Raw genomic sequence first — 25,080 nt, 5'->3', positions numbered from 1 at the left:
GGTTCCGCACGTGCGGAGCCCCGTTTTTTTTGCTATATCCGAAATCCGGGCAAGGACGATATGGCGAACTAAAGTTGTCGAAAGGGCGCAAAGAGACTAGAATAAAGCCGTCCGGTTTCTTTTCCGGGCGCTCACTCATGGGTGGCGCGGGGAATTCCTCGTTTTTCCGGCGTCTCAATTTTTTTCGGGAATGACGGGTTTTAGAGAAATCCGCCAAATCGTTTTTTATGGAAGAAAAGAATTCAAATCAGGACGGGCGCACTTGGTTCAGCGAGCGCAAGAAAATAGCTGTCCTCGTTGCGGCTGTCGTCGCTATTTGCGTTGCCGTCTTCGCGTTGAGCGCGTACATATCCTCGTCGGGCGGCGGCTCGAAGGATGAGGCTCCCGTTCCGAACAATACGGAAGAAATCAGGATGATGAATCCGTTCGACGAGAAAATCGGCGGCGAGGAAAAAAATCCCGGCGTCCTGCCTCCGGAAAAAGGCGAGGAGGACGTGCCGGAGAAATCTCCGTTCGACATCCCCAAGGCGGCGGATGGCGCGCGGATTTCGTTCGTGTTCGACGACGCGGGGCAGAGCACCGAGCATTTGTCGAAATACATAGAGCTTCCGTTTCCTTTTGCCGTTGCCGTCCTTCCCGGGTTGCAGAATTCAAAGGAATGCGCCGATGCCGTGCGCGCTTCGGGCAGGGAGCTGATTCTCCATCAGCCGATGCAGGCGGAGAACCTTCAGCTTGACCCCGGGCCGAAAGCTGTCACGGCTTTGATGAACACGCGCGAGATTTCCGAAATCGTCGATTCGAATGTCGATGAGCTTGGCGGCGGCGTTGTGGGAATCAACAATCACGAAGGCTCGCTCATCACGGCGAACGTGATAAAAATCGGGGCTGTCCTTGAGGTCTGCAAAAACCGCGGGATATATTTTCTCGACTCGCGGACGACGCCGCGGACGATGGCGCACGAGGCTGCGCTTGAGCTTGACGTCCGCTTCGTCGAGCGGACCGCGCCGTATCTTGACAACGAAATCGACCGCGGGAAAATCCTTTCGCGGATATACGAGGGGCTTGCGTACGCGAACAGGCACGGAAGCGCGCTTATGATAGGCCACATCGACAAGAGCGTGGGAATCCTTCCCGAGCTTCTTTCGGAGATGTATCCGTATCTCGTGGTGTCCGGATACACGTTCGTGCTTCCGAGCGCCCTGCTTCAATAGAAATGTTCGGAAATAAACGGACCGGCCCGACAACGGGATGTTCCGGGGCGGTTTAAAAAATCGGAGAGTACAATGAAAATTCTTGGAATAGAATCATCATGCGATGAGACGGCGTGCGCCATTGTCGAGGACGGAAAGAACATCATAAGCAATGTCGTGGCGACACAGATTCCGTTCCATCAGGTCTACAAGGGCGTCGTCCCGGAAATAGCTTCGAGGAAGCACGCCGAGTGGATTCTGCCGGTCGTCAGGCAGGCGCTGCGCGAGGCGGAGCTTTCCCTCGACGATATCGACGCGATTGCGGCGACGAACAGGCCGGGGCTCATGGGCTCGCTTCTCGTCGGGCTTACGTTCGGGAAGACGCTTGCGTGGGCGACGGGAAAGCCGTTCCTCGCGGTGAACCACATGCTCGGGCACATGTACGCGGCGCATCTCGTCAACGACATCCAGTACCCGTACATCGGGCTTCTCGTGTCCGGCGGGCATTCCATCATCGCGAAGGTGAATTCGTTCGACGACCTCGAGGTGCTGGGGACGACGATTGACGACAGCGTGGGCGAGGCGTTCGACAAGGTTTCGAAATTCTACGGGCTCGGATATCCGGGCGGCGCCGTAATCGACAGGATAGCGAAGGACGGAGACCCAAAATCGTTCAGTTTCCCGATAGCGAAGCTCGACAAGGGCGATGACGGGGAGCACCGCTACGACGTTTCGTTCAGCGGTCTGAAAACCGCCGTAATCCATCAGGCCGACATGTTCCTGAAAAAGGGATACGAGAAAACCGACGCGAATATATGCGCGGCGTTCCAGGAGACGGCGTGCCGGACGCTGATTACGCGGCTGTTCCGTGCCGTTGAGGATACGGGCATTAGGACGGTCGTTGCCGGCGGCGGCGTCGCGGCGAATTCGAGGCTGCGCGCGCTTCTGGCGGAGCGAACCGACATCAACTGCATTTTCCCGCCGCTCAAGCTTTGCGGCGACAACGGCGCGATGATTGCTGGCGTTGCCTACCAGTTCCTGAAGCGGGGTGACAGAAGCCCCCTCGACACGACGGCATGCGCGCGCATTCCCCAGTTCAAGCGCGGGCTTGCGAACCTCGAGCATTTCGGGCGCAGGTAGAGCGCCAAAAAAACGGCGGCAAGGATTTTCCCTCGGCCGCCGTTTTTTTTTGCGCGGCTGTTCCGCCGTCTATTTCCACAATGAAATGTCGAACGTGCTTTCGGCCCGTTTTTCGGTCGCGTCGTCGAGGAGCGGGTAGAAATCGATTCCAGTCCTGCTCTCGACTTCATCGACGGTGCAGGCAAAATCCCAGAATTTCTTTCCCTTGCACGCGTCGTTCGGAAGAAGGAAGCCGATTGCCGCCACATCCTTCGCCTCTGCCGGGTTCGCCGCGTCTTCCTTGTCCGCGTAAAGCGGCGCGAGTATGACTTTGTAGTAGAATTGGGGAATCGAGACGTTGCTTTTCCCGATTTTCTCGTACTTCGACGCGCTCTTTTCGAGGATTGGCCCCGACACGACGTAGACTTTCCCGAATTTCTTCGTCCACGTGCGGACTTCCGACTCGAGCTTCTGCCATATTCCCCTGTTGAACGCAGCTGCCTGCGGGCTCATGTTGCTCATGTAGAACGTCTCGCTCATCGCCTTCTTGTCGAACGCCATGTCTGCCGCCGGCGTCAGATGCCCGCGGTCGTATCCCGTTCCCTTGAAGTCTTCCGGCGTGGATGAGCCCGTGCTGATTTTCGGGTCCGCGCGGAAATCGTCCGTCCTGTTCGTGTTCTTGACGAGCATGTCCGCGCGGAGCTCGTATGCCGACCATTCAGCCTGCTCGTATGATTCCCTGTAGCAGATTTCGTAATGGTCGAAATTCCGTATCTGGTGGTCTTTTCCGTTCTTGCTTCCCGCGCACATCGGGAATTCGAGCTTGTCCGGCAACGCGATTTTTCCGGCAGTCCTCGGCTTCTGCGCCGTTTTTTCCGGCTGCTCCGCCGCCTTTTCCTGCTCGGCTTCCTTCTTTTCCTTATTTTCGTCGATGCGCCCGGCGTTTTCCTTCGCCGCCTTCGATGCGACGTCGATTATCTCGGAGATTTCTTCCGCCTTCTCCGAAACCCTTCCGAAAGTCGAATCGACCGACGCCTTGAAAGCCCCGTCGTCCTTGTATTTTGCGAAAAGCAGCGTTCCCGCAATGACGAGCGCGACGATTACGACAAGGCTGAGCGGCGACTTCTTCTTCCGCCCGGTTCCCTTCCTTTTTGTGCTTCTTTTCTTTGCCATAAAATCCCCCGTGAAAACGATTTCTCGCTTTGTTGTTCAGATTCCGCTATTCTACCGAAAACCCATCCACCATTTCACCCGTCCCGCACCACGTCGCCCTCTTGCTCCCGCCAATCCGGACTTGGAACGCGCAAAGGCTCAGCACTCGGGCACGGAAGGTGCGCTCCGCGCACCGGCGCCCGCTTGCTCCCACCAATCCGGACTTGGAACGCGCAAAGGCTCAGCACTCGGGCACGGAAGGTGCGCCCCGCGCACCGGCGCCCGCTTGCTCCAACCAATCCGAACTTAGAACGAGAAAAGCCCCAGCAAGCGCAAACTTAGAACAGAAAAATTTTCATTACGCGCCCCCACTCCACACCGGAAGGTGCGCCCCGCGCACCGGCGCACGCTTGCTACAACCAAGCCGAACTTAGAACGGCAAACTCCCCGCAAGCGCCCTTTCACATTGTAAAAACGTCCCAAAAGAATTAGAATCTCCGAACGGTTTATTATAAGGAAACAAAGATGAGCAAACTTTACATCCCCGATATTTACGAAAGCATCCTCGGCGAGCGGGAGACCGAGCATGCAATCATGGCAATCAAGGATTTCTTCCAGAACGAGCTTTCTTCGGAGCTGAACCTGACGCGCGTTACGGCTCCTCTTTTCGTTCCGAGCGGAACGGGTCTGAACGACAACCTGAACGGAATCGAGGTTCCGGTTTCATTTGACGTCAAGGATTTGGGCGGGCAGCGGATGGAGATTGTCCATTCGCTCGCGAAATGGAAGCGCGTCAAGGTCTCGAAGATGGGGCTTCTTCCCGATTTCGGAATCTACACGGACATGAACGCAATCCGCCCCGACGAGGAGCTGGACAACATCCACTCGCTTTACGTCGACCAGTGGGACTGGGAGATGGCAATCGACGAGAACGACCGCACCGTCATGCACCTGAAGGAAGTCGTCGAGAAGATATACCGCTGTCTCAAGCGCGTCGAATTCTTCATTTACGACAGGTGGGACAAGATAAAGCCGTTCCTTCCGCAGAAAATCACGTTCCTCTATGCGGATGACCTTCAGAGAAAGTATCCGGAACTCACGCCGAAGCAGCGCGAATACGAGGTCTGCCGTAAATACGGAGCTGTTTTCATAATCGGAATAGGCGGAAAACTTCCCGACGGGACAATCCACGACGGGCGCTCGCCTGACTACGACGACTGGATTTCCGAAACCGGCGACGGGCACCGCGGTCTTAACGGCGACCTTCTCGTCTGGAATCCAGTCCTCCAGAATTCGTTCGAGATTTCGTCGATGGGAATCCGCGTCAATGCGGAAAGCCTCCATGCGCAGCTTGCGGAACGGGAATGCCTCGACCGCGAGAACCTTCCGTTCCACAGAAGCCTGCTCGACGGCAAGCTTGAGCTTACGATGGGCGGCGGTATCGGACAGAGCCGCCTCTGCATGTTCCTCCTCAGGAAGGCGCACATCGGTGAGATTCAGGTGAGCATGTGGAGCGACGAGGACAGGGAGCTGTGCAGGAAGCACGGAATAAACCTGCTGTAGGGCTTTTTGCTGCATAACGGGATGCCTGATACGTCTGCAGCCTGCGCGCTGATGCCGGAGCGGTTCCTTTCCGAATCGCGCCCTGAGTAAAGCGCCCGGCAGGTCTGCCTATCGGTCATCCTTTTTTTTTCGCGGCGGATTTATGGGGGAATCCTGATGCAGAAGAACACCAGCACCGGCGACATCTGGCCGGAGATAGAGCGCATTGCCGGCGTCGGCGGGGAATTCACCCTCCGAGACGAGGAAATCCTGAGGCATAAAGGAAAACTCCTGAAATTCCTGCGGCAGTTTTCGCAGAAGGCGGGGGACAGCGTTTTTTTGAACATTCCCGTCAAGGCCGATGTCCTCGACATGGACGTCTGCCGGGCGGTTTCCGAGCTTTATGCGTCGCTCGACATTGAATTTGCGGGCGTTTCGCGCGGCGGAAATTATCTTTTCGACAAGAAATTCTTTTCGAGCAGGGCGAAGACGCTCAACACGCTCGGGCTCGTTTTCGGTTTCGTCATGGATTTCGCGCTCGTTCCCGGGGATTCCGTCAGGCTTTTCAGGGATAGGCTCGATTTCGCGCTCTCGCTTTACCCGAACCACGTCTCCTTTCCGCAGGTTTCCGGCGGGACGAAGCCGAAACCGACGGCGACGTTCTCGACCCAGGATATTTCGATGTGCGCGGCGGTCGCGAATGCCGTGGAGACGTTCTACAGCGCGGGGCGCGCCGTCACCTGGTTCCTTTCGTCGCTCGCGCCGCTGCGCATGACGCCGTCCGCTTTTTTCAGGGATTTTTCGGAATGGCAGGAGCTGAACAACTGCGGGCTTTCCTCCTCGTGGAGGCCGGGCGATGCGTCCCACGGCGAGATTGAGCGGATGCAGCTCGAATTCCTTTCGTTCAAATTCGAGGAGAAGGGATGCCGGGAGCTTTTCGAAGTCGTCTCGAACGTCGTGCGTCTCAACGGCGCGCTTTCGCGATGTTTCGGCGAGGGGGAGGAGTGCGAGGTGGAGCTTTCGTACAATCCCGACGAGCTTCTTGGCGCGGGGGCGTTCGACATAAAATCGTTCGCGGAGAATTCAATAGAGGAGCACAGCCGGGTGCGCGTGTTCATGGGCGATTACGGTCCGACGTACCGTTATTGCTGACGGGGCGAAAAATCGTCGATTTTTTTCTTGACGTTTTTGAGCCTTCCTTATTAAGTTCATTGTAAATAAAAGCAATCCAAAGGGATGAAGTGATGAGCAAAGAATCAACGGATATGAAAGAGAACGAGAAGCCGGAGGTCGAGCGTACCGAGGCGGAGAAAGAGGCCGCGGCGAGCGAACCTCAGGCTGCGGAAGCGGACAAGGCGGAAGAGAAGAAAGAGCCGTCCGCGGAGGAGAAGGTCGCTGCTCTTGAGGCGGAGATTGCCGAGCTCAAGCAGGAGCAGCTCTACAAGGCGGCGGAGAACGACAACTGGCGGAAACGCATGATGCAGCAGAAAGATGAGGCTATTGCCTACGCGAATTCGAGCCTTCTCGGGGATTTGCTCGACAGTCTCGACAATCTCGACAGGACGGTCGAATCGGCAAGCACCGCGAAGGAGCCGAAAGCGATTGCCGACGGCGTTGCGATGGTGAGCAAATCCCTTGTCGGGATGCTTGAGAACAAATACGGCCTTGTCGCTTACGGGGCTGTCGGCGATGTCTTCGATCCGGACATTCACGAGGCTATCGGAATGCAGGAGGGGGATGTCGAGCAGGAGACGCTCGCGGCTGTCTACCTCAAGGGGTACAAGCTCCGCGACAGGGTTATCCGCCACGCGAAAGTCATGGTCATGAAACCGAAGGCGTGAGCATCGCTCAATGCCGGATATACCTGCGCGGGAAAGGTTTTTCTGGGCAGGCAGTTTACCAAATTGTAAAACATTCAAGGAGAAAATATCATGGGAAAGATTATCGGAATTGATTTGGGAACAACAAACTCTTGCGTCGCCGTCATGGAGAACGGCGAGCCTAAGGTCATCCAGAATTCGGAAGGATTCAGGACGACTCCTTCGATTGTCGGATTCACGGCGAAGGGCGAGCGCATTGTTGGTGCTCCTGCCAAGAACCAGATGGTCACGAACCCGAAGAACTCGGTCTATTCAATCAAGCGTTTCATCGGCCACCGCTATTCCGAGCTGACCGGCGAGGCTACGCGCGTTCCGTACAAGGTCGTCGACAACGGTCAGGACGTTCGTGTCGAGGTTACGGAAGGCGGCGAGACGAAGAAATTCTCACCGCAGGAAATCAGCGCGTTCATCCTCCAGAAGATGAAGAAGACTGCTGAGGATTATCTCGGCGAGGCGGTTACTGACGCGGTCATCACCGTTCCGGCGTATTTCAACGATTCACAGCGCCAGGCGACAAAGGACGCGGGAAAAATCGCCGGACTCAACGTTCAGCGCATCATCAACGAGCCGACGGCCGCAGCGCTCGCGTTCGGTTTCGGAAAAGACCAGAGCAAGGAACGGACAATCGCGGTTTACGACCTCGGCGGCGGTACGTTCGATATTTCCATCCTTGAGCTTGCCGACGGCGTTTTCGAGGTAAAATCAACGAACGGCGACACGCACCTCGGCGGCGACGACTGGGACCGCGCTGTCGTGAACTGGCTCATCGACGGTTTCAAAGCTGACACGGGAATTGACCTTTCCGGCGATTCTATGGCTCTCCAGCGCTTGCGCGAGGCTGCCGAGAACGCGAAGATTTCCCTTTCGAACCAGACTTCCGTCGACATCAACCTTCCGTTCATCACTGCCGACGCGACCGGCCCGAAGCATCTCCAGAAGACGCTCACGCGCGCTCAGTTCGAGCAGATGACGGACGACCTTTTCGAGAGAACGAAGGCTCCGTGTATGACGGCAATGAAGGATGCGGGCGTTTCTGCCGACCAGATTGATGAGGTTCTCCTCGTCGGCGGTTCTTCAAGAATGCCGAAAGTCCAGGAAATCGTAAAGCAGATATTCGGAAAGGAAGGCTCCAAGGGCGTGAACCCGGACGAGGCTGTCGCTGTCGGAGCTGCTGTTCAGGGCGGCGTTCTCAAGGGAGACATCAAGGATGTCGTCCTTCTCGACGTCACTCCGCTTTCTCTCGGAATCGAGACGATGGGCGGTGTTTTCACGAAGCTTATCGAAAAGAACACGACAATCCCGACAAAGAAGAGCCAGATTTTCTCTACGGCTGCTGACGGACAGACTGCCGTCACCATCCACGTCCTTCAGGGCGAGCGGCAGATGGCGAAGGACAACCGCACGCTCGGCAACTTCAACCTTGAGGGAATCCCGGCGGCTCCGCGCGGCGTTCCGCAGATTGAGGTTTCTTTCAACATCGACGCGAACGGAATCGTCCACGTTTCCGCGAAAGACCTCGGAACGGGAAAAGAGCAGAACATCACGATAACGTCTTCTTCAGGGCTTTCCGAGGACGATATCAACCGCATGGTCAAGGATGCGGAGATGCACGCAGAGGAAGACAAGAAGGCGCGCGAGGCTGTCGACGTGCGCAACGAGGCTGATGCCCTCATCAACGGAACCGACAAGAGCCTCAAGGAGCTTGGCGACAAGGTCAACGGCGCTGACAAGCAGGCGATTGACGACGCGAAGGCTGCCCTTCAGAAGGCGCTCGAAGGAAACAATGTCGAGGAAATCAAGGCGAAGACGGAGGCTCTCAAGCAGGCTTCTTACAAAATCGCTGAGCAGCTCTACAAGCAGCAGGGCGCCGCTGGTGCCGGCCCCCAGCCGAATGCAGGCGCGGCTTCCGGAGACTCGGACGGTTTCAAGAGCGCGGGTTCCGGAAAATCGGATGACGCGCAGTTTGAGGTTCACAACGACTAACGGCATCCGGTTCGGCTCATAAAACGACGAACGATTCACCCCTTCCATACGGTTGGGGTGAATTTTTTCTTTACCGGCATATGAAGAAAACAGCAGGAAGTGAAGTGAATGGCGACAAAAAGGGATTATTACGAAGTTCTTGGCGTTGACAAATCGGCGTCAAAGGACGACATAAAAAGGGCATACCGTAAGCTTGCCGTAAAATATCATCCTGACCGCAATCCCGGAGACAAGGAGGCGGAGGAGAAATTCAAGGAGGCGACCGAGGCGTACGAGGTTCTCTCCGATGACAGCAAGCGTCCGGCGTACGACCAGTACGGTTTTGCGGGCGTTGACGGAATGAACGGAGGCGGAGGTGGTTACAGCCACGCATTCAACGATTTCAGCGATTTGTTCAGCAGTTTCGGGGGCGATTTCTTCGAGCGCATGTTCGGGGGGTTCGGCGGTTTCGGGGGATTCGGCGAGTCGAGAAGACGCGACCCGAATGCGCCGACGAAAGGCGACAGCCTCCGCTACGACCTTTCGATTTCATTCAAGGAATCGGTGTTCGGCTCAAAAGTCGATTTGAAGTTCAACCACGAGGAGACGTGCGAGACATGCCATGGTTCCGGGGGTGCTGACGGCTCCCGGCGCGTTACGTGTCCGACGTGCGGCGGTTCCGGGCAGATTCGCAGGAATTCCGGGTTCTTCGCCGTATCTTCCGTCTGCGGAACGTGCGGCGGTTCGGGAACGAAAATCGACAAGCCGTGCCCGAAATGCCGTGGGCGCGGCGTGAAGGACGTCCTCAAGCACATAACGCTGACGATTCCGTGCGGCGTCGAGAACGGCCAGAGGCTTTCCCTCCACGGAATGGGAAATGCGGGCGCGAACGGCGGTCCTGCCGGCGATCTCGTCGTCATCCTGCACGTCGAGCCGCACAAATTCTTCGAGCGGGACGGGTACGATTTGTATTGCGCCGTTCCCGTCACATTTGCGCAGGCGGCCATCGGTGCCGTGCTGAACATCACGGGGCTTGACGGAAGAAAAGTCGAGGTGAAAATCCCCGAGGGAATACAAAACGGCGGTTTCGTCGTCGTGAAGGGCGAGGGCGTTCCCCATGCCAATTCGACGGTACGCGGCGACCTTCACGTGAAAGTGCTCGTGCGCGTTCCGACCCGGCTGAACGGGGAGCAGCGCCGGCTTATGGAGCAGTTCGCGGCTGTCGAGAAGGCAACGACATCGCCGGAATGCGTCGCCCTTGATTCTTTGAGGTAAAAGAGGCGGATGGTTCCCGGAAAGTTCGGCGGCGAGTTCAGCGCCTATATAAAGGACGGCGTGGACAGGCTCGCTTTTCTGCGCTGGTATCTCGGCGTCAACGGCGTCCACACGTCGGTCGTCGAGGCGGGCGGGACGAGCAATCTCGTCGTCGACTTTCCGCTGTCATCCTATGACCCGACGTTCCGGATTAAGACCGTCGTCTCCCATTACGACCGTTTTCCCGGTTCCCCGGGCGCGAACGACAACAGCGCGGCGAATTTTGCAATAGCCGATTTCGCAATCGCCCTCGCGAAAAATCCCGGGAAAAACCACAACGTCAGGATTGTCTTCACCGACTGCGAGGAGCGCGGGATTGAGAGCGTTGCTCTTACCGGTTCGTACCAATTCGCGCCGGAGCTTATATCGGGCGCGTGGAAAAGCCGCGACGTTTTCGTTTTCGACGGGTGCGGGCGCGGGGATGTCGCTGTTCTCGGCGCGCCGGGAAAAATCCCGGGGTCGGCGACGCTTCAGGCGATGGTGAACAAGCTCCGCGACGTTTCCCTTTCCCTGCTCCAGTCCTCGTGCGAGCATTGGATGGAGCTTCCCATTCCGAAAAGCGACAATGCTGCTTTCATAGCGCGCGGCGTTCCTGCCGTCTGCTTCTGCGTCCTTCCGTCAGACGAGGCGGAGCTGTATGCGAAAAGCCTTTCCGCACGAAGCATAGTCCTTCCGCGAACGTGGCGCAATTTCCACAGTGCAGCCGACAATATCGGGAACGTCGACGAGGGCGCGTTCCTCATTACGGAAAAAATCCTCGCCGAAATAGCCGGTTTGAAACTGATGGCATGATGTCCCGCATTTTCAGGAACGGTCACGCAAGCGAGAACGAAAGCAGCTGACCGCCCGTCGAGAACGCGCGCTGCGTCTTCACCCCGAAAACGCTGTCGATGAATCCGCCCTCCGTGATTGTCGAGGGGCTTCCGCTTGCGGCGATGTTTCCGTCTTTCATCAATATTATGTTGTCGGCGAGTGACAGCGCCGCGTTTATGTCGTGCGCGACAAGCAGAATCGTCTTTCCCTCGTCCCTGAGCGACGAGAGCGTCCCCGAAAGCTCAAGCTGCTGCCGAATGTCGAGGAACGTCATCGGCTCGTCGAGGATGAGAATCGGGGTGTCCTGCGCGAGCGCCATCGCGATGTACGCTTTCTGCCGCTGGCCGCCGCTCAGTTTTTTCAGCTCGCGTTCGGCAAAATCCGAAATTCCCATGCGCGCCATCGCGTTCTCGGCGATTTTCGCGTCCTCCTTCGTGTATACGTGCGGGAAAGACGTGTGCGGGAACCGCCCCGCAAGGACAAGCCGACCGACAGTCACGTCGGGAATGCTCCTGCTTTGCGGGACGAATGCGATTTTGCGGGCGATTTCCCCGTCCTCGGAAAGCCCCTCGATTTCGATTGTCCCGCTCCAGGGGCGGATGAATCCGGCGATTGTGCGCAAAAGCGTCGTTTTGCCCGAGCCGTTCGGGCCGAGCACGACGGATGTTTTTCCGCGCGGAACTGTGAGCGATATGGAATGCAGTATCTCGTTTTCCGGCGAATGCTTTTCGTAGCCGGCGGAGAGTTTTTCAATTTTTATCATACGAACCCTTGTGTTTTTTCAGAAGAAGATGGAAGAAGAACAGCCCCCCGAGAACCGAGAGCATAACGCCGACAGGAAGCTCGTACGGGGAAAAAATCGTGCGCGAGAGCGTGTCGCAGAACAGGACGAGAATCGCCCCGAGAATCATCGACGTCACGAGAAGATGTCCCGTCCGCGATGACTGGGCGCTTTCGTGCGGGCAGAGCATCCGAGCGCAGTGCGGGACGATAAGCCCCACGAAACCGACGAGCCCCGCGACGCTTATTCCCGCCCCGCAGAGAATCGCCGCGAGAACGAGCGCCGCCGTCCGCGTAATCCCCACGTTGAGCCCGAGCGAGCGGGCCGTGTCGTCCCCGAGCGAGAGTATGTCGAGGCTGTTCCTCATGAGAATCGCTGCCGCGGATGCGAGAAGCGCGACTGTTGCCGCCGCCGCCATGACGTCAGCCTGAGTTTCCGCGAGGCTTCCGATTCTGAACGCGCTCCTCGCGTAGATTGTGTCCGGAAAAAGCGAATTCATCCCGTCCGTCAGCGCGGTGAGAAACGCGTTTGCGGCGATGCCTGAAAGAATCAGCGTGCCTTTTGACGTTCCGCCGGCTTTTTTTGCGATTGACGTCACGAGCACAAGCGACAGGAACGCGCCCGCGAACGCCGCGAGCGGAACGGACCACGCGGAGATGATTCCCGCCGCGGAAAATCCGACAACGGCAAGCCCCGCTCCCGCGTTCATTCCGAGAACGTTCGGGCTTCCGAGCGGGTTCTGCAACGTCGCCTGCACAAGCAGCCCCGCCGAGGCGAGCGAGCTTCCGCAGAGTACTGCCGCCGCTATTCTCGGGAGCCTGACATACGCGAGAATCCTGTATTCCGCCGATTCCCTGTCTGCGAGCGCGGAAAACAGCGATGTCGGGAAGAGGGGAACCGCGCCGACGCAGAGCGACATCACCGCGAGCGCGATGAGCAGTGCCGCGAGAAGTGCTGTCAGCCGCGCGAATTGCCCGCGCGCTTTTTTTTCGCCCATTTTTCTATTCTGAGAACGACGCGCCGATTGAATTCATCACGTCGAAGAAATGCGGGAAGCTGACGGAGCAGCATTCTGCGTTCTGCACGATGATTTTCGCGCCGTCGGGAAGGCCGAGTCCCATGCAGGCAAGGCTCATCGCCATCCGATGGTCATCGTAGCTTCTCGTTATGCCGCCGTGAAGCGCGAATGCTGGATTTTTCGAGCCGTCGGGAAGAATCGGCGAGTGGCCGCGGATGATGAGCGCGTCCTTTTTTTCCTCGATGTCAGCACCGAGCGCGGAAAGCTCCTTCGTCAGGACGGAAAGCCGGTCCGTCTCCTTCCTCCGGCAGACTTCCGCGTCCTCAAGGATGGTCGTTCCCTCCGTGAAGCATGCGGCGACCGCGAGCGCGCATATCGCGTCCGGGAACGGCGACATCTTTACGTGAAGCTCGCCGCCCGGAAGATGTTCCGTCGTGAGGCGCGATTTTTTGACGCGGAGCGTGCGCTCGTCGCGGTTCCATTCGATTTCGCCGCCTATCGATTTGAGGATTCCGACAATCGCGTCGTCGCCCTGCGTTCCGCTTCCGTCGATGTTCTCGATTGTTATCTCTGTCCCGTCGTCCGCAATCAGCGCGGCTACGAGCGGGAACGCCACGCCCTCCCAGTCGCTCGGGATTGTCGTCGAGAACGCTTTCGGATGCCTGTTTTCCTTCACTTCGATTTCCTTGAAGTCGTCGGATATCGTGCATTCGACGCCGACCGATTCGAGCCATTTCTGCGTCATCGTCAAATACGGCGTTTCCTTCGGGTTGGAGAGCGACAGCCTGATTCCGCCCTCGAGAAGCATTCCCGCTATCATCAGCCCCGATACGTACTGGCTTGAGATTTCGCCTTCCGTCTTCACCGTCCCGGATTTTATCGGCCCGCGTATGACCATCGGGCAGCCGTTCGCCCCCGGCCTCGTCACGAACGATTCCTTTTCCGAAAGCTGGTTCACTGCGTCGATTACGTGCAGAACAGGTCTTTTCCTGATTGAACTGTCGCCCGTGAAGACCGAATCGCCCGCGAACGTTGCCGCAATCGGAGAAAGGAAATAGAGGAGCGTCCCGGAATTCCCAACGTTTACGACGTCGTCGGGAAGATGGATGTCCTTTCCCGCGCCATTTACGGTCCATTCCGTTCCCGGCTCGCCTTCCGTCGACAAATTCAGGTTGACGTCCGCGCCTATAAGCGGAACGGCCGCCGCCGTCGACAGGCAATCCGCGCTCGGAAGCGGGTTCTTTATGTGCGATGTTCCGTCCGCGAGTGTCGCAAGGATAAGCGCGCGGATGGTATGCGATTTAGACCCAGGCACGACAACGGAACCTGAGAGACGTGCTTTCTTTGATATGATGTTCATGATTCGGGGATTTTACCATAATCGCGCTTGCTTGGTCATTCCTCGTTCTAAGTTCGGCCTTTGTTGTAGCAAGCGTGCGCCGGTGCGCGGGGCGCACCTTCCGTGGTTGGTGGGGCGCGTGATGGTTGTGATTCTCGCGTTCTGAGATTGCGCTTGCTGGGGCTTTTCTCGTTCTAAGTTCGGCCTTTGTTGGAGCAAGCGTGCGCCGGTGCGCGTGGCGCACCTTCCGGTGTGGAGTGGGGCGCGTGATGAAAATTTTTCCGTTCGGAGTTTGCGCTTGCTGGGCTTTTCTCGTTCTAAAATCGGCTTTGTTGTAGCAAGCGTGCGCCGGTGCGCGGAGGGCAGTTTTTGATATATTGTAAACCTTTTTGATTGTTTTATTAAGTTGACAATCTATTTTTATCTTTTTATACTTTCCGAAAAAATGTGAGGCAACTGTGTTCAGCATAAAAATGCGCTCAAGTCTGGGCGGGAAAAACGGTGTCGGCGGAAAGCATATTTCTGGAGCCGAGCGGATTGTAAAATCTTGTGATGTAGAAAAAACAGTTTCATCTCTTTTGAAGCGGGCAAGGAATCACGAGCGGGGAAAGGCAGATTTCATCAACTTAAAAATCCAGGAAGTAAACGAAAACGAGGCTGTCAGAGTTCCGCTTTTAAAAATCACTTCAAAAAAAACTTCATCAAAATCAGAGGGAAGGTCTTTTGCAAAGTCCGAGCTCTTAAGAATCGGTGTCTCAGAAAACGCCGTAAAAAATGCCTTTGAGGCCCTTGAAAGCCTTTCCGACTCCTTGCGGGGAGCAATTGTCCTTGATGCAGATTCTGGCGAACGGCTCGACAGCTTTGGAATGAGGGGTGTGCGCTGCTCAAACATGGATGTTGCCGACAAAGACGAATACGAAAAAAAACTTTCAGAACTCGGAATGGCAGGGGAACATGCGCGAGAGGCTCTTGTACTTGCTTCAAAAGTTGCACATGCAAAAGGAGCCGTGGCTGAGCTTTGCTGGTCAGACGATCCGAATTATGTTACGGGTTATGTCGCTTCTCAAAAATTCGGCTACACAAGAATTTCTGTCATGAAGGATTTGGGAGATTATGTGGGCGGCCGTGTCTTTTTTGTGCGACTTCCGATTGATTTGGATTATTACATTGACTATTTACAAAATCAAGTTGTGCTGGTGGAAGTATGAGCAAGAATTTATTCATCACGGGAACAGGAACTGACGTTGGAAAAACCTTCGTCTCAGCCTTGATTGTAAAAAAACTTTCAGAAAAGGCAAAGTCCGGCTACTTTAAGGCGGCCATGAGCGGAAACGAGCGTGCAGAAAACGGCTCTTTGATTCCGGGCGACGCAAAATTCGTAAAAGAGAGAGCAAAAATCGCACAGAGCCTTGAATCAATGTGCCCTTATGTCTACGAGAACGCCTATTCTCCCCATCTTGCATCAAGAATCGAAGGAAATCCCGTGAATTTTGAAGTAGTAAAAAAGAATTTCCTTTCGCTTCAAGATGAATTTGACTTTCTTACCGTGGAAGGAAGCGGCGGAATCCTTTGTCCGATTGATTTTGACAAGAGTGGCAGCCGAAAAGCAATTTTTCTTGAAGACGTGATTTCTTCCCTCAATCTGGATTCTGTAATCGTTGCGGATGCGGGGCTTGGAACGATAAATTCCCTTGTGCTGACAGTGCGCTACATGGAATCAAAAAATCTCGGAATCAAAGGAATGATTTTCAATCACTTTCATCCCGGAAACATCATGGAAGAAGACAACATCTTCATGTGCGAAAAACTCACTGGCCTAAAAACTTTGGCCTGCGTCAAAGACGGGGATCAAAATCTTGAAATCGACTTTGAAACTTTAAGCGGGCTTTACAAATGAAAATCTCTGAAATCAAAAATGCGCTCAATCAAATAGAAGAAAACAAAAATCTCCGCAGCGTGAAAGACTTCCGCATGCTTTCGGCGACAAAGGCTGTGGACGAAAATCAGAAAGAATTCACAGTTTTTTCATCGAACAATTATCTGGGGCTTACCCATGAAAAAAGCGTGATTGAAGCGGGAAAGTCTGCTCTTGCCTTTGGAAGTGGCTCCACCGGTTCGCGTCTTACAAGCGGCTCTTCATTTGAGCTTTCACTTCTTGAGAAAAATCTTGCGGATTTTAAAGGAACGGAAGATGCCCTTGTTTTTAACACCGGCTACATGACAAATCTGGGCGTTTTGTATGCCCTTGCTGACAAAAAAAGCGTTATTTTTTCCGATGAGCTGAACCATGCTTCGATTATCGACGGATGCAGAATCAGCGGGGCAAAAGTTCTGGTCTACAGGCACAACGACATGAAAGACCTTGAAAGACTTCTGGCGGGGCTAGGAATCCCGGATAGCTTTCAGATTTTTGTCGTCTCTGACGGAGTTTTCAGCATGGACGGTGATATTGTAAACCTTCCGGCCCTTCTTGAATTAAAAGCAAAATACAATTTTTGCCTGATTATTGACGATGCCCATGCGCTTGGAGTAATCGGCGAAAAAGGTCACGGAACTGCCGAATATTACGGACTTGACGGAAAATCGTGTGGAATCGACATTCAGATTGGAACTTTGAGCAAGGCACTGGCGGCAGAGGGAGGCTATGCGGCTTCTTCAAAACTAATCTGCGACTATCTTAGAAATAAATCCCGTCCCTTTATTTTTTCGACGGCTTTGCCTCCATGCGTGGCAGCATCCGCAAACGAAGCCCTCAACATTCTCAAAAGAGACGGAAAATCTCTGGTCGAAAAACTGAACTTCAACACAAGGCTCATGCGAAATCTTCTTGAAGATGCGGGCCTTCCGCTTGTCAAAGGCACAACGCCGATAATTCCGATTGTTCTTGGAGAAACAGAAAAAGCCCTGCTTTTTTCCAGCGAGTGCCTCAAAAACGGAATCCTTCTTTCTGCAATCAGACCGCCTTCGGTGCCGGAGGGAACTTCAAGAATCCGCCTTACAGTCACGGCTGCACATTCAGAAAAAGAAATCAGAGACTGCGCAAAAATAATTTCAGAACTTTGGAGAAAACTATGATTTGGTATCCTTACGCCCAGATGAAAACTCTCAAAACGCCTTACAAAGTCATTGATGCCCAGGGCGTTTATTTACAGACTCAGGACAAAAAACTGATTGACTCGATTTCCTCATGGTGGTGCATGATTCACGGCTACAAAAATCCTGAGCTGAACGAGGCGATGAAAGAGCAGATTGACAGGTTTTCCCACTGTATGCTTGCAGGATTAAGACACGAAAGCGTTGAAAAACTTTCCGAAAAACTGGAATCCTATCTTCCCGGCGACTTGAACTATTATTTTTTCTCTGATTCAGGAAGCGTGGGCGTGGAAGTTGCACTAAAAATGGCCTTTCAGTTCAACAAAAACCGAGGCTCAAAACGAAAAAAAATCTTCTCCCTCAAAAATGCTTATCATGGCGACACTTTCATGACCATGGCCGTTGGCGACGACGAAGACTATCACTCAGCCTTTCCAAAAAATCCTGATGTGATTCACATTCCGACCAACATCGAAGACCTTGAAAAGACTTTTTCTGCTTTCGGCGAAGACGCAATCTGCTTTATCGTGGAGCCGCTTTTGCAGGGAGCGGGCGGTTTCCGCATGTATGACATTTCATTTTTGAAAAAAGCCCGCGAACTGTGCGACAAATACGACGTGGTGCTGATTTTTGACGAAGTTGCCACAGGTTTTGGACGCACAGGAAACCGCTTCGTCTCGGATTTGGTTTTGCCGGACATCCTCGTTCTTGGAAAAGCCCTCACAGGCGGCTACATCGGCCACGCCCTCACTGCGACAAACAAAAAGATTTTCGAAGGCTTTTACGGCGACGAGCAGAGTCTTGCTTTCATGCACGGCCCGACCTTTATGGGAAACCCGGTTGCCTGTTCCCTTGCATTAAAATCAATCGAAATCTTTGAGCGGGAAAATTACATCGAAAAAATCAAAAAAATAGAAGAAATCGCAAAAAGGGAACTCCTGGGCTTTGAAGATGAGCGCATAAAAGAAATCCGCGTGATGGGCGGCTGTTTCTGCATTGAAGTAAAGGAAAGCCAGACAATCAAAGGCTTTACGGAATTCGCCTATGGGCGCGGAGTTTTTGCCCGCCCCTTCGTCCGCTACATTTACGGAATGGTTCCTTACATCATCACGGAAGAAGAGCTGGTCAAAATCACTGACACAATGAAAGCGTGGTTCAGGGAACGATAGAAAGCGACTCTGAAGGTGATTCATCAAAATAGACACGCAAAAAAAACGCGCCCGGCGTAATCCGAAAAGGACTGACCGGGCGCGTCGTTCAAACGCTCAAGGATGAGCGTCCATGAGGCTTACGCTCTCTTCAGGTGGATTGCGAATCCGCCGACCTCTTTGTCGAGGTAGACGACCTTGAGCGGAGAGGCGTTCTCTTTGCCCATCCACTTTGCGGTCTCCATGACGGGGCTGAATCCGTAGGGCTTGAGGAATGCGAGCGCGCGCTCGACGTTGTTGCAGACCATCGAGATGTGTCCGCATGTTCCGCGTCCGTTCTGCTTCATAATCTCGACCTGCTCTGAGGCGAAGATTGAAGAGTTGCCGAATTTTGAGGCGAATCCGAAAAGCTCGAACTGCTTCGCGATTTCCTTGGCCTCTTCCTCGTTCTTCGCGTTGATTCCCATGTGGTCGATGTGGAAGTTGTGCATTGCCTTCACGGCGTCCTTACAAATCTGGGTGATTTCGTCCCACTTCTCGCCCTCGATGAGCGGCTTCTTGACCATCCATGTTCCGCCCATGCAGAGGATGTTCTTGCGTTTCGCGTATTCGCCGACGTTCTCAGTCGTGACGCCGCCTGTCGGCATGAACGTGCACTGCGGGAACGGTCCGCCGAAGTCGTCGATGATTTTGTATCCGCCCTTGCGCTCAGCCGGGAAAAGCTTGAGGTGCGTGACGCCCTTGTTGATGCACGCCGTGATTTCTGACGGGTTTGAGATTCCGGGCATTGTCGGGATGTTGTTCTTGATGCACCAGTCAACGACGTCGGGGTTGTATCCCGGGCTGACGATGAATTTCGCGCCTGCTTTTACCGCGCGCTCTGCCTGCTCAACGTTGAGGACTGTTCCGGCTCCGACGAGCATGTTTGGTTCTGCCTTTATCATTGCCTCAATCGCTTCTGCCGCGCATGCTGTCCTGAACGTGACCTCCGAGGCGGGAAGACCGCCCTTGACGAGCGCGTGCGCCAAATCGGCCGCCTTTGAAGCGTCCTCGATTGCGACTACCGGGATGATTCCGATGTCGCGGAATGTGTCATAAATGTCTGCCATTCTTGGACTCCTGTATAAGATTTGCTAACTTCTTAAAATGATAGAGCAAACATTTTCTTTAGTAAATGTGCGAATTGCGGAGGAATTTGTAATAAACCTACCAATAGCCGAATTTATTTTTCGCCCATGTCCGCGATGTCCCACAGCTCGATTGTCGCGTCCTGAAAATTCGAGAAGCACAGCGTCTTCCCGTCAGCGCTTATGTCAAGCCCCGTCGGCTGGTTTCCCCCGGGAATTTCCGCGGCGATTTCCATCGTTTTCGTGTCGATTGCGACAATCTTCCCGTTTTCCGGGCTTCTTTTCGTGTAGTCTGCCGGATTGTTCCTCCCGCGGCACGAGACGAAAAGGATGTTTCCCTTTCGTGCGAGCGTGTTCGGGTTTTTGGCGACTTTTGTCTTCCGCTTGATTGCGAGCGTTTTCAGGTCGATTTCGTAGACCGAGGCGTGGAACATGTCCGTGACGAACGCATTCGAGTCCGTTCCGAGGACGATGTGGCGCATCGCGGCTTTCTCCACCGAAACTTCTGCCGTTTTCGTTCCGTCCTCCGTGCTGAATTTCTGAATTTTCCCGCCGTCGAAGCACAAAACGACAAGGGCGCCGCCGTTTTCCGTGAACGCGATTCCCCTCGGTGCCGACGACGTGCGGATTTTCCGCACAACGCGCCCGCTTTCGTAATCGATGAGCGACACGTCGTTGCTGACCCAGTTCGAGACTGCGAGAAGCGATTTTTCCGCGCTCCACGAAATGACTTTCGGCCACGTTCCGCCCGTTTTTATCGTCCGCCGGTAGCCGAAGTCGGGGAGGGCGAACTCGTGGATTTCGCCCGTCGTCATCTGCGACACGAAGAACGCGTCCTTTTCGGGGATGAAAAGCCCCTCCGCGAATCCTTTCCGTCCCGCGCGCGGCGGGCTGACCCGCTTTTCCGCGGCGCTTTTTTCGATTCGTATGATGTCGAACCCGTTGTCGTCCAGGAGCGGGACTACAATCCGTTTCCCGTCCGGCGCGAACAGGACCTGCTTCGGTTGTTTCCCGCATTCTATCGTCGCAATCCGCTCCGTTCCTGTCGCGTCCGCCGCAAATGCGATTGCCGCGCATATGATAGCCGTGATTTTTCTCATGACAATGATGATACAAGAAAACGCCCTCGCCGTCCGCGATTGCGTTTTTTGACGGAGGTTTGCCTGGCTCCGGCGATTTTTTCCCAAAAATGAAGGTTGTCAGAAGAGCTCTTCCGCGAAGTAATCGAAGGCGGACGTTTCTGTTCCGCTACTTCCGGCATGTTCGGCGCGAAAATCGATTTTTGGATTTTTTTTCCGTACAAAACTGAAGAACGATTTCATTTTGCGGGTGTGGGGATAATGGTCTATCGTGATTTTCAGGACTTCCTCCTTGTAGCCGAATTCGGGGATTCCCCTGTAGAAAATCAGGAATACATCGACGCGCTCCTTTCTGTATCTGTGCGCCGTATAGTGCACGATGCTGCTGATTTTCTCGTATGGAACGGAACCGGCGCGTTCATGCTTCACGCAAAAGGAATCGTCCCCGTATTCGATTTTCCAGAAGAGGGCGCTGAAAAACCTGTACAAGAAATACAGGAATATGACCGCCGCCATAAAAACGGGGCGGATGTCGATTTCGCGGATTCGTCTGATTTTGCCGGCATCGTTTGCGGCGGCGGCCGTTATTATCGAAGAATAATCCGTTTGCTCGGCGAAGAAAAAATCTCTTTTTAAAATCACGAGAACAGCCGCCGCAATCAAAATGATTCCCCAAAAAAATGCCTGGAGCCGCTTTTGAACGGCTGCCGGCGCGAAATTTCCGTTTTCTTTTTCCATTTCCATCAATTCCGACCGATGATTCGCGCGCGGAATCTACTTTCCGTACCGGTAATTCGCCACCGCAATCCAATTCTGGCCGTTGCCGGGAACTTCCTCGACTATGAATTCGACGATGTATGCTCCGGGCCTGATGTTCCTGTATGCGATGATGGCGCTCAGTTCCTGGCTGCGGGACGGGATGAAATCGACTTCCCGGTCGGTGGTATAAATCCGGCATTTCTTCATCAGCTCCTTGTTCTGCTCGTATTCCGACTCGGAGGTGAAAACGATGTAGCCTCTGAACGTGCTCTCTTCGGCATAGTCCTTCCCAGCCGTGTTGTAGATTTCATAAGCGCCGAGACACGTGGCCGCGGCAAAGAAAAGCAGGAGCGCTGCGATGCGTTTTTTCATATAATCTCCTTATGAAAAGGATACGCTGAAACGGTCGAAAAGGCTAAGGAAAAATCGCGAAGTTTTTGCTGGCGGCACGGCGCACGGTGTAACTGTCGGCTTTTTTCGGGTAGAATGGACGAATCGAAATGGCTACGGCACGAGAGGTTTGATGAAATGAAAAGTCTGAAATCACTTAACTACGGAATTGTCGGATTGGGAATAATGGGCGGCTCGTTCGCGAAGGCGATTCGGTTGAACATCCTGAGCCAGAACGGCTCCACCGGAAAGATTCTCGCGTGCAACAGGAGCACGGCGTGCCTGAGCCAGGCGCGGGCGGAGGGAATCGTTGACGAGACGTTCGAGAGCAGCCGCGTGCGGGAGATGCTCCCAGAATGCGATGTCCTGTTCGTGTGCCTGTATCCGCATGCGACGCTCGATTTTCTCCGGGACAACCGCGATTTCTTCAAGCCGGGGGCTATCGTCACTGACATTTCAGGCGTCAAGGGAATTTTTGAGGAGAAGCTTCCCGAAATCCTGCGCCCGGACGTCGATTTCATAATCGGGCACCCCATGGCGGGCGGCGAGAAGGAAGGATACGCGAATTCCCGCGCCGAATTCTTCGTGAACCACAACTACATCCTCTGCGCGCAGCCGTTCAACAAGGAGGATGACCTTGAGCTCATGCGCGCGCTCATACGCGACATGGGGTTCACCCGCATAACGGAGACGACGTGCGACATCCACGACTACAAAATCGGTTTCACGAGCCAGCTCTGCCACGTCATCGCGAGCGCGCTTGTGCAGAGCGCTGAAAGCCCGGACATAACCGCGTTCGGCGGCGGCAGTTTCGAGGATTTGACGCGCATCGCCATGATAAACGCGCCCCTCTGGTCCGAGCTTTTTATCTCCAACAAGGAGAAGCTCGTCGCGCACATCGAGAATTTCGAGCGCGCCATGGACGAATTCAAGCGGGCAATCCGCGACGGCGATGATGACGCGCTCAGGCGTATCCTTTCCGACACGCGCGAGAAACGGCTTGCGATGGGCGCAATCCGCACAATCGTGAAGAACTAACGCGTATTTTCTGGTATACTGCTTTTTTGTGAATCGCGGGCTTCTCTTTGCCGATAATTTAAGACGGCGCGTTTTTCCTTTTCCGCGTTTTTGTTCGGTTCCGCGCGGGGACGGGAAATTCCGTCTGGAATGAGGCATGATGTTCCGCATTCTGATAAATGGCGGGGGCTGTCCGAAAAGTATTGTCATGATGAACAGTATTTTATGGAAACGAGTTCGGAATGACATTGTGCAACGAACTTATTGGATGCCCCTTCCGAACAGGGCTGGCCGGTATTCTTCGCTATCGCTCAAGCAGGAACCGGACAGAATCAATGAAAATTATTTGCTCCGTTTATCGGTTCGGGGCGTGGAATGCCGGAAAAACCGGATTCCGTGGGAGTTTTTATGGATAACAGAATATTGGATGAATCAATCAGGCGCGTTCCCGATTTCCCCAAGAAGGGAATCCTTTTCTACGACATAACGAGCGTGCTTACGAATCCAGAGGCGTTCAAGTGGTGCCTCGACAAGATGCTTGAGATATATCGCCCGAAAAAAGAGGACGGGACGATAAACGCAATCGCGTCCGTCGAGTCTCGCGGCTTCCTGTTTGCCGCCCCGCTCGCGGAGAAACTTTCCCTTCCGCTCGTCCTCATAAGGAAGAAGGGCAAGCTTCCCGGCGAGGTTTTCCGCGCCTCGTATGATTTGGAATACGGCTCGGCGGAGATTGAGGTGCACAAGGCCGACGTTCGCGCCGGGCAGAAATTCCTCCTCATCGACGACCTTATCGCGACGGGCGGGACGCTCGATGCGGGAAAGCGGCTTATGCAGATGGCGGACGCGGAAGTCACGGAGATTTTCGGAATCATCGGTCTTCCCGACCTCAAATTCAGGGAGGCGCTCGCGCCCGTTAACGTTACGACGCTGATTGATTATCACGGGGCGTAACGTGTACTACGTTTGTATCGACCTTGAGATGGGCGAGGTCGAGCACGGGGGAGTTTCGGCGCAGTTTCCGTTGAGCCATGAGGTCATCCAGATTGGCGCCGTCATCCTCGACGACCAATTCCATTTCAACGGCGGGGACGATTCGTTTTCCATGTTCGTCCGTCCCGCCCATTCTTCGATAACGCCCGCGATTTTCGAGCTTACGGGAATTTCCGACGACATGCTCGCCGGCGCCTGCTCGTTCGAGACCGCGTTCGGGCGCTACTGCGAATGGGTGAGGGCGCGTACGGGCGGCGGAAAATTCACGACGTTCTGCTGGAGCGCGCGCGATTACGTTCAGCTCCGCGATGAGATTTCCGCGAAGGCGGGGCACCGCTCCGATTTGTCAGGGAATCTCGATACGTTCGTTGACCTTCAGCGGTCGTTCAGCGATATCCTCGGGACGCGGACTGCCGTCTCGCTTGAGAAGGCTGTCGAATTCTGCCACGAGAAATTCGAGGGGCGCGCCCATTCCGCCGTCGTCGATGCGTTCAACACCGCGGTCGTCCTCAACAAAATCGCGCGCGCGCCGGGGCTGGGCGTTTCGTTCCCGCTGATACGCGGCATGGAGCGCGGAAAAATCGAGGAGGAACGGATGCGCGAGGCGAGGGAGTCCACCGAACTTGAAAGCAGCCTCCGCTCGACGTTCGGCGCGTATCTCCCGAAGGAGCTTCTCGACAGCTTCGGGCTTTCCGACGAGAACAGCAAGGTTCAGGCGGAGAAGGAAAAATCGCTAGCTGTCGACTATTCGACTTACATTCCGATGAACAAGCTCGACCGGAAACTCCTCCGCCGTCAGGAAAAGCTCCTCAAGATGACTAAGAAGCTCCCGCTCGAAATCCAGCACCAGATTGCGAACCACCATCCGTCGCTCAAATATTCGATACCACCCTCAAAATGGATGGGCTTCTTCGTAAAAATGCTGTACCTGAAATCGGATATGTATCAGCGCTTGCGCTTGCCCGGGGATTTTCCGTTCTGAAGCTCGCCTTCGGTGCGGCACGTGCGCCGGCTCTTTCCCCTGAAAAATCCCGAAAAACAGCTCCTCATTTCCGGGCGGAATTCCGCTCCGCATCCGCCCGTTCCGAAAAACGAATAGCCCGTGTACAAAAATCGCGCACCTTCCCTTAAAAAAATCCCGTAAGCCAAACAACCCTTGCAGGTCGGCACGCCAGCTCCGCATCCGCACGTTCCGAGAAACGAATGACCCGCGTGAAAAAATCGCGCACCTTCCCTTAAAAAAAATTCCCGTAAGCCAAACAACCCTTGCAGGTCGGCACGCCAGCTCCGCACCCGCACGTTCCGACGAATGAATGACCCGCATGAACAAAATCGCGCACCTTCCTATGGAAAAAAAATTTCCCGTA

General features: G+C 54.7%; 23 protein-coding genes. 15 read left to right on the top strand and 8 right to left on the bottom strand.

The genetic code is table 11. The features are described from left to right. Positions 1-227 precede the first annotated feature (227 nt). Both TRESADRAFT_RS03900 and tsaD read left to right on the top strand, forming a co-directional pair. On the top strand, positions 228-1,211 hold the full coding sequence (locus TRESADRAFT_RS03900) for a divergent polysaccharide deacetylase family protein (RefSeq protein ID WP_002703102.1): 984 nt from the start codon (positions 228-230) through the stop codon (positions 1,209-1,211). Between the two features lie 72 nt (positions 1,212-1,283). Further along, entirely contained in the window at positions 1,284-2,330 is a 1,047-nt protein-coding gene (tsaD, locus tag TRESADRAFT_RS03895; RefSeq protein ID WP_002703100.1) for a tRNA (adenosine(37)-N6)-threonylcarbamoyltransferase complex transferase subunit TsaD, read from the top strand. A 69-nt stretch (positions 2,331-2,399) separates the two neighbouring features. Here tsaD and TRESADRAFT_RS14930 read toward each other — a convergent pair whose 3' ends face one another. Then, positions 2,400-3,482, bottom strand: coding sequence for a DNA/RNA non-specific endonuclease (locus TRESADRAFT_RS14930; protein ID WP_002703098.1), 1,083 nt, complete (start codon positions 3,480-3,482; stop codon positions 2,400-2,402). A gap of 504 nt (positions 3,483-3,986) precedes the next feature. On the opposite strand from TRESADRAFT_RS14930, the gene asnA reads away from it, so the two are divergent. The 6 genes from asnA (at position 3,987) to TRESADRAFT_RS03860 (ending at position 10,951) form a co-directional block, all read left to right on the top strand. Further along, positions 3,987-5,024, top strand: a complete 1,038-nt coding sequence (gene asnA, locus TRESADRAFT_RS03885) for an aspartate--ammonia ligase (RefSeq protein ID WP_002703096.1) — start codon at positions 3,987-3,989, stop codon at positions 5,022-5,024. A gap of 156 nt (positions 5,025-5,180) precedes the next feature. After that, on the top strand, positions 5,181-6,155 hold the full coding sequence (locus TRESADRAFT_RS03880) for a hypothetical protein (protein ID WP_002703094.1): 975 nt from the start codon (positions 5,181-5,183) through the stop codon (positions 6,153-6,155). Between the two features lie 92 nt (positions 6,156-6,247). Continuing rightward, a complete protein-coding gene (locus TRESADRAFT_RS03875) occupies positions 6,248-6,844 on the top strand; it encodes a nucleotide exchange factor GrpE (protein ID WP_002703093.1) in 597 nt (198 codons plus the stop codon). A 90-nt stretch (positions 6,845-6,934) separates the two neighbouring features. After that, complete coding sequence (dnaK, locus tag TRESADRAFT_RS03870) at positions 6,935-8,866, top strand: molecular chaperone DnaK (RefSeq protein ID WP_002703092.1); 1,932 nt, start codon at positions 6,935-6,937, stop codon at positions 8,864-8,866. Between the two features lie 108 nt (positions 8,867-8,974). After that, positions 8,975-10,120 (top strand): molecular chaperone DnaJ, encoded by a 1,146-nt coding sequence (dnaJ, locus tag TRESADRAFT_RS03865; protein WP_002703091.1) that lies wholly within the window; start codon positions 8,975-8,977, stop codon positions 10,118-10,120. A 9-nt stretch (positions 10,121-10,129) separates the two neighbouring features. After that, complete coding sequence (locus TRESADRAFT_RS03860; RefSeq protein ID WP_002703090.1) at positions 10,130-10,951, top strand: M28 family peptidase; 822 nt, start codon at positions 10,130-10,132, stop codon at positions 10,949-10,951. A 22-nt stretch (positions 10,952-10,973) separates the two neighbouring features. On the opposite strand, the gene TRESADRAFT_RS03855 is transcribed toward TRESADRAFT_RS03860, so the two are convergent. From TRESADRAFT_RS03855 to aroA, 3 genes are read right to left on the bottom strand one after another with little or no spacing between them, the layout of a single operon-like run. Beyond that, on the bottom strand, positions 10,974-11,735 hold the full coding sequence (locus TRESADRAFT_RS03855; RefSeq protein ID WP_002703089.1) for an ABC transporter ATP-binding protein: 762 nt from the start codon (positions 11,733-11,735) through the stop codon (positions 10,974-10,976). After that, on the bottom strand, positions 11,722-12,750 hold the full coding sequence (locus TRESADRAFT_RS03850; protein ID WP_002703088.1) for a FecCD family ABC transporter permease: 1,029 nt from the start codon (positions 12,748-12,750) through the stop codon (positions 11,722-11,724). Before TRESADRAFT_RS03850 ends, TRESADRAFT_RS03855 begins: the two co-directional genes overlap by 14 nt. Positions 12,751-12,754: 4 nt before the next feature. Beyond that, complete coding sequence (gene aroA, locus TRESADRAFT_RS03845) at positions 12,755-14,131, bottom strand: 3-phosphoshikimate 1-carboxyvinyltransferase (protein WP_002703087.1); 1,377 nt, start codon at positions 14,129-14,131, stop codon at positions 12,755-12,757. Positions 14,132-14,568: 437 nt separating this feature from the next. Between aroA and TRESADRAFT_RS03840 the strand changes: the two genes are divergently transcribed. The 4 genes from TRESADRAFT_RS03840 (at position 14,569) to bioA (ending at position 18,372) form a co-directional block, all read left to right on the top strand. Continuing rightward, positions 14,569-15,318 carry a 6-carboxyhexanoate--CoA ligase gene (locus TRESADRAFT_RS03840; protein WP_217169659.1) on the top strand — a complete coding sequence of 250 codons (750 nt, stop codon included), beginning with the start codon at positions 14,569-14,571 and terminating at the stop codon, positions 15,316-15,318. Next, the gene (bioD, locus tag TRESADRAFT_RS03835; RefSeq protein ID WP_002703082.1) at positions 15,315-16,007 is read left to right on the top strand and encodes a dethiobiotin synthase; all 693 of its coding nucleotides are present in this window, start codon (positions 15,315-15,317) and stop codon (positions 16,005-16,007) included. Before TRESADRAFT_RS03840 ends, bioD begins: the two co-directional genes overlap by 4 nt. Positions 16,008-16,102: 95 nt before the next feature. Continuing rightward, on the top strand, positions 16,103-17,185 hold the full coding sequence (locus tag TRESADRAFT_RS03830) for an aminotransferase class I/II-fold pyridoxal phosphate-dependent enzyme (protein WP_217169657.1): 1,083 nt from the start codon (positions 16,103-16,105) through the stop codon (positions 17,183-17,185). Beyond that, positions 17,182-18,372: an adenosylmethionine--8-amino-7-oxononanoate transaminase gene (gene bioA / locus TRESADRAFT_RS03825; RefSeq protein ID WP_002703078.1), complete on the top strand. Its 1,191-nt coding sequence runs from the start codon at positions 17,182-17,184 to the stop codon at positions 18,370-18,372. The genes TRESADRAFT_RS03830 and bioA overlap by 4 nt, the downstream gene beginning before the upstream one ends. A 119-nt stretch (positions 18,373-18,491) precedes the next feature. On the opposite strand, the gene eda is transcribed toward bioA, so the two are convergent. The 4 genes from eda to TRESADRAFT_RS03805 all read right to left on the bottom strand — a co-directional run bounded on the left by eda (position 18,492) and on the right by TRESADRAFT_RS03805 (position 21,688). After that, positions 18,492-19,460 (bottom strand): bifunctional 4-hydroxy-2-oxoglutarate aldolase/2-dehydro-3-deoxy-phosphogluconate aldolase, encoded by a 969-nt coding sequence (gene eda, locus TRESADRAFT_RS03820; protein WP_002703076.1) that lies wholly within the window; start codon positions 19,458-19,460, stop codon positions 18,492-18,494. 113 nt (positions 19,461-19,573) lie between these two features. After that, positions 19,574-20,578, bottom strand: coding sequence for a YncE family protein (locus TRESADRAFT_RS03815; RefSeq protein ID WP_002703074.1), 1,005 nt, complete (start codon positions 20,576-20,578; stop codon positions 19,574-19,576). A gap of 99 nt (positions 20,579-20,677) precedes the next feature. After that, a complete protein-coding gene (locus TRESADRAFT_RS03810; RefSeq protein ID WP_002703073.1) occupies positions 20,678-21,295 on the bottom strand; it encodes a hypothetical protein in 618 nt (205 codons plus the stop codon). A gap of 36 nt (positions 21,296-21,331) precedes the next feature. Beyond that, a complete protein-coding gene (locus tag TRESADRAFT_RS03805; protein WP_002703071.1) occupies positions 21,332-21,688 on the bottom strand; it encodes a hypothetical protein in 357 nt (118 codons plus the stop codon). A gap of 156 nt (positions 21,689-21,844) precedes the next feature. On the opposite strand from TRESADRAFT_RS03805, the gene TRESADRAFT_RS03800 reads away from it, so the two are divergent. The 3 genes from TRESADRAFT_RS03800 (at position 21,845) to TRESADRAFT_RS03790 (ending at position 24,695) form a co-directional block, all read left to right on the top strand. After that, complete coding sequence (locus TRESADRAFT_RS03800; RefSeq protein ID WP_002703069.1) at positions 21,845-22,744, top strand: prephenate dehydrogenase; 900 nt, start codon at positions 21,845-21,847, stop codon at positions 22,742-22,744. A gap of 387 nt (positions 22,745-23,131) precedes the next feature. Then, positions 23,132-23,674, top strand: coding sequence for an adenine phosphoribosyltransferase (locus tag TRESADRAFT_RS03795; RefSeq protein WP_002703067.1), 543 nt, complete (start codon positions 23,132-23,134; stop codon positions 23,672-23,674). A 1-nt stretch (position 23,675) separates the two neighbouring features. After that, positions 23,676-24,695 (top strand): 3'-5' exonuclease, encoded by a 1,020-nt coding sequence (locus TRESADRAFT_RS03790; protein WP_002703065.1) that lies wholly within the window; start codon positions 23,676-23,678, stop codon positions 24,693-24,695. Positions 24,696-25,080 lie beyond the last annotated feature (385 nt).

Source organism: Treponema saccharophilum DSM 2985 (assembly GCF_000255555.1).
In the GTDB taxonomy this organism is placed as follows: domain Bacteria; phylum Spirochaetota; class Spirochaetia; order Treponematales; family Treponemataceae; genus Treponema_D; species Treponema_D saccharophilum.
The sequence above is the reverse complement of the archived record's forward strand: the minus strand, read 5'-3'. Positions and strand labels throughout refer to the sequence as shown.

Coding starts and splice junctions, on each gene's coding strand:
- TRESADRAFT_RS03855 (WP_002703089.1), bottom strand. CDS start 11,735: ATGATAAAAATTGAAAAACTCTCCGCCGGCTACGAAAAGCATTCGCCG.
- bioA (WP_002703078.1), top strand. CDS start 17,182: ATGATTTGGTATCCTTACGCCCAGATGAAAACTCTCAAAACGCCTTAC.
- TRESADRAFT_RS03875 (WP_002703093.1), top strand. CDS start 6,248: ATGAGCAAAGAATCAACGGATATGAAAGAGAACGAGAAGCCGGAGGTC.
- tsaD (WP_002703100.1), top strand. CDS start 1,284: ATGAAAATTCTTGGAATAGAATCATCATGCGATGAGACGGCGTGCGCC.
- TRESADRAFT_RS14930 (WP_002703098.1), bottom strand. CDS start 3,482: ATGGCAAAGAAAAGAAGCACAAAAAGGAAGGGAACCGGGCGGAAGAAG.
- dnaJ (WP_002703091.1), top strand. CDS start 8,975: ATGGCGACAAAAAGGGATTATTACGAAGTTCTTGGCGTTGACAAATCG.
- TRESADRAFT_RS03810 (WP_002703073.1), bottom strand. CDS start 21,295: ATGGAAAAAGAAAACGGAAATTTCGCGCCGGCAGCCGTTCAAAAGCGG.
- TRESADRAFT_RS03860 (WP_002703090.1), top strand. CDS start 10,130: ATGGTTCCCGGAAAGTTCGGCGGCGAGTTCAGCGCCTATATAAAGGAC.
- dnaK (WP_002703092.1), top strand. CDS start 6,935: ATGGGAAAGATTATCGGAATTGATTTGGGAACAACAAACTCTTGCGTC.
- TRESADRAFT_RS03900 (WP_002703102.1), top strand. CDS start 228: ATGGAAGAAAAGAATTCAAATCAGGACGGGCGCACTTGGTTCAGCGAG.
- aroA (WP_002703087.1), bottom strand. CDS start 14,131: ATGAACATCATATCAAAGAAAGCACGTCTCTCAGGTTCCGTTGTCGTG.
- TRESADRAFT_RS03805 (WP_002703071.1), bottom strand. CDS start 21,688: ATGAAAAAACGCATCGCAGCGCTCCTGCTTTTCTTTGCCGCGGCCACG.
- TRESADRAFT_RS03800 (WP_002703069.1), top strand. CDS start 21,845: ATGAAAAGTCTGAAATCACTTAACTACGGAATTGTCGGATTGGGAATA.
- TRESADRAFT_RS03815 (WP_002703074.1), bottom strand. CDS start 20,578: ATGAGAAAAATCACGGCTATCATATGCGCGGCAATCGCATTTGCGGCG.
- asnA (WP_002703096.1), top strand. CDS start 3,987: ATGAGCAAACTTTACATCCCCGATATTTACGAAAGCATCCTCGGCGAG.
- TRESADRAFT_RS03795 (WP_002703067.1), top strand. CDS start 23,132: ATGGATAACAGAATATTGGATGAATCAATCAGGCGCGTTCCCGATTTC.
- bioD (WP_002703082.1), top strand. CDS start 15,315: ATGAGCAAGAATTTATTCATCACGGGAACAGGAACTGACGTTGGAAAA.
- TRESADRAFT_RS03850 (WP_002703088.1), bottom strand. CDS start 12,750: ATGGGCGAAAAAAAAGCGCGCGGGCAATTCGCGCGGCTGACAGCACTT.
- TRESADRAFT_RS03880 (WP_002703094.1), top strand. CDS start 5,181: ATGCAGAAGAACACCAGCACCGGCGACATCTGGCCGGAGATAGAGCGC.
- eda (WP_002703076.1), bottom strand. CDS start 19,460: ATGGCAGACATTTATGACACATTCCGCGACATCGGAATCATCCCGGTA.